The sequence below is a fragment of the Moorena sp. SIO3I6 genome (assembly GCF_010672095.1).
This window is the reverse complement of the sequence record NZ_JAAHHU010000462.1, coordinates 1-3362: the sequence shown is the minus strand read 5'-3', so window position 1 is coordinate 3362 and position 3362 is coordinate 1. Positions and strand designations below refer to the sequence as shown.

The 3362-nt window shown below is 44.6% G+C and carries 4 protein-coding genes; all 4 read left to right on the top strand.

Going from position 1 to position 3362, the window contains the following annotated elements; genetic code table 11:
* A partial coding sequence (locus tag F6K49_RS37970; protein WP_293105403.1) for a VCBS repeat-containing protein occupies window positions 1-489 on the top strand: 489 nt, incomplete at its 5' end.
* A gap of 208 nt (window positions 490-697) precedes the next feature.
* Entirely contained in the window at window positions 698-1627 is a 930-nt protein-coding gene (gene rimK / locus F6K49_RS37965) for a 30S ribosomal protein S6--L-glutamate ligase (protein WP_293105399.1), read from the top strand.
* Between the two features lie 245 nt (window positions 1628-1872).
* Window positions 1873-2274: a hypothetical protein gene (locus F6K49_RS37960; protein ID WP_293072267.1), complete on the top strand. Its 402-nt coding sequence runs from the start codon at window positions 1873-1875 to the stop codon at window positions 2272-2274.
* 625 nt (window positions 2275-2899) lie between these two features.
* On the top strand, window positions 2900-3362 hold a 463-nt coding region (locus F6K49_RS37955; RefSeq protein ID WP_293105394.1), incomplete at its 3' end, for a PRC-barrel domain-containing protein.

The following is a 3362-nucleotide window of genomic DNA, read 5'->3' as shown; positions in this document are numbered from 1 at the left end:
CCAGTCTCAGACCTTAACTGGCAAATCCATGGCACAGCAGATTTCAACGGTGATCAGCAAACCGATCTGCTGTGGCGTAATGACTCCACTGGGGAAAATGCAGTTTGGCTGATGAATGGCACTGAGCCGAATCGAGGAGTACTAATCCAATCAGAATTAGCCAACAGTAAATGGAAAATCCTTGGTGCCGGAGACTTTGATGGAGATAAAAACGCGGATGTTCTCTGGCTTGACACTGAAAACCAAAATGTTTACTACTGGCGCATGGCAGGTACAGATTACATAGAATCAGTGTTCGTTAATAATGCACCCCTTGACGACACCTGGAAATTTCAAGGAGTTATGGATTTTGACAAGAATGGTTACGATGACATTTTCTGGAGCAATACTGTTGATGGCAAGACAGGGATGTGGATGATGAATGAAAATGGTTACGACCGACCAGTAATCGCTGAGTCGGTAGATTTGAGCTGGGAAGGCCATGCCTGAAGTGACCTGTGTTGAGCGTTGACACTTTGTTGAGTCTAAACAAAAAGCGCTCAATCAAATTATGCGTTCGCGTAGCGTGGCCTACGGCCAATCGCACTTGTGACTTGCTGCGGTTTACAATCAATTAGTGACACACCTTAGGGGCGCACCAGATGCGCCCCTAAGATTTATTTTTAAAATATAGCGTTAGTGATATAGGGTAAACCCAATGAAAATTGCGATCTTATCCCTAGATGCTACCTTGTATTCTACCCGACGCTTGAAGGATGCTGGGGACAAGCGGGGTCATCAAATGCGGGTGATTAACTATATGTGCTGTTACCTGAATATTACAGCTGACAAGCCAATGGTAATGTATCAGGGCAAACCCTTAGATGACTTTGATGCCATTATTCCCCGGATCGGGGCATCACAGACCTTCTATGGCACCGCCGTTGTACGGCAGTTTGAATTGATGGGTGTAAAGAGTGCTATTCCAAATCAGGGAATTTCCCGCTCCCGTGATAAACTACGCTCTCTTCAGATCCTTTCTGGTGAAGGTATTGGTTTACCCGTAACTGGCTTTGCCTATTTAACCGAAGATATTGACCACTTAATCGAGATGGTAGGTGGTGCTCCTTTGGTGATTAAACTATTGGAGGGTACCCAAGGTATTGGGGTAGTCCTGGCAGAAACCCATCAAGCTGCCAAGTCGGTGATTGAAGCCTTTCGCGGTTTAGAAGCCAATATTTTAGTCCAAGAATTTATCAAAGAAGCAGGGGGTATGGATATTCGCTGTCTTGTGATTGATAGTAAGGTAGTGGCATCAATTAAGCGACAGGGAGCAGAGGGGGAATTCCGCTCGAACCTACACCGAGGGGGAACAGCAGAAAAAATCAAGTTAACCCCTCAAGAGCGTATCACAGCAATTCGTGCTGCTAAAGCCATGGGATTACCCATAGCTGGGGTAGACATGGTACGCTCCCATCGTGGTCCGCTAGTGTTGGAAGTCAATTCTTCACCAGGACTAGAAGGAATTGAAAAGGCGACTGGGGTGGATGTGGCGGGGAAGATTATTGAATTTTTGGAAAAAAGTGCTGCGAATGATAAAAAAGGTACACCTCGCAGTGGAGCTGTTCGCGATCGCATCAAGTATTAAAAGTATTAAATTCTCAAGAATCTGTAATTCTCTATTTCCCATGCCCCGATCAGAAGTTTCCTATTGGTTAAAAACAAAACTTATCTCAAACCAGGGGCTTGATGGTAAAACAAAGCAATCCCTGGAAAGGCATCGATGGCTCAAACATGCAACTAATAGGGTACCTAATGGTTATCAATTTAATTTTGACGCAGTACTAGGTTATAGTGTCTGACATAGGTACATTTTTGATTAGGGTGTAAGGAATGAATCCAAGCCTGGAACAGTCAAGTATAGATACCACGACTATGATGACATCTTCCGAACCATTGGTCGAGGTGCCGAAAATCTTGGAAGAAGAGCGCATACAAAAGGAGCGTATGCATGATGTACTGCTGCTTCTGGAACATTTAGTAGAGAGGGAAGAAGCTACCGTAAAGCTCATCCTCGATTGCCTCTACGATGTCGGATCAGTCAACCTGATCAACAAAAAGTTTCAGTCTCGCTCCCTCAACTGGATGATGAAATCAATTGCCCGTATGTCTAAACCAGCCTTCAGAGTTGTTGCTCTGCGCTGGTTTAAGAAGAATTGTCCAGAACTGATTACTAAGTGGCTGCAGGAGCAAGTGCAAGGGAGTACGGAGCAGGGAGTAGAGAGTAAGGAGTAGGGGGAATAAAATTGACTACTGTACCTCATAAGTACGAGAAACGCGATAATTAAATGATCGTTCTCAGGATTAACATCAGGGATACTTCAGCAAATCGAAACGCAATATCAGGACTTACGCAACACTGGGGAATAAACGCGCTGATTTAGTACATTGGTATAATAAAGCACTCTACAGATTGATTTTATCCGTAAGTCTTCAACAGCTTACTGCTGGCTCAGGCTATCCTGTAGAGCATCATGTTTGGATAACCTTGAGTTAGGAATTTTAACAAAACCAATAGTTTACAAATCTGGTCAAGCAGTTGACAATTTTATGCTTACAGAATAATTCTGTCTGTGGATTAAGATCACTCATTCAAAAGCTTTTTTAGCGCCCAAGGCCAGTAGCATGCTCACAGTTTTTTCACAAAGTTTGATTAATCTTTCATCAGAGCTTAATCAAAGGAGCCGAAGTTCTAAGTAAATACTCTGCGCGCGGTCTAAACAACTAGCTGATGCCTAATCTGATGACTATAGAGGGGAGGAGATGGATAGAGTCAAGGTCGGCAAATGCAAGTTGTTAACAAGGCCAATGCTACCAGATTTGCTCTAAAAACTCTGATTTCAAACTAAGGAGAACGTTGATGAACACACAATCAGAAACTGCCATTAAGCACAGTGATGTAATCAACCAGATAGTACTGAATCGCCAAAACACCGAAGAAATTGGTCGGGTAGCTGAGCTGTGGCTCGACCCAATTGCTCACCAAGTTTTGGGTTTGGTTTGCAAGTCAGGACTGCTCGGTCACAAAAAACGGTCATTTACTTGGGCAGAAATTGAGACGATTGGCTCCGACAGCATTCTAGTTTACCTTGGCTCGGAAACCACAGCGAAAAAACCGGAATCTGTGGAATCGATTGTGGGACATCAGTTGTGGACGGACGGAGGGAATCAGGCAGGTACTTTGATGGACTATCGATTCGACCCCAACACGGGGAAGGTAGTTGAGTATATCTTTGGCTCCAAGGGCTGGCGTGGTGTCACTGATGGCACCTACCGACTTCCCCCTGTCGCCATCGCCAGTGTGGGCGGTAAACGAGTGATGG

Bases quoted from the DNA above. Each gene is read 5' to 3' on its own strand.
- rimK (WP_293105399.1), top strand. From the start codon at position 698: ATGAAAATTGCGATCTTATCCCTAGATGCTACCTTGTATTCTACCCGA.
- F6K49_RS37960 (WP_293072267.1), top strand. From the start codon at position 1,873: ATGAATCCAAGCCTGGAACAGTCAAGTATAGATACCACGACTATGATG.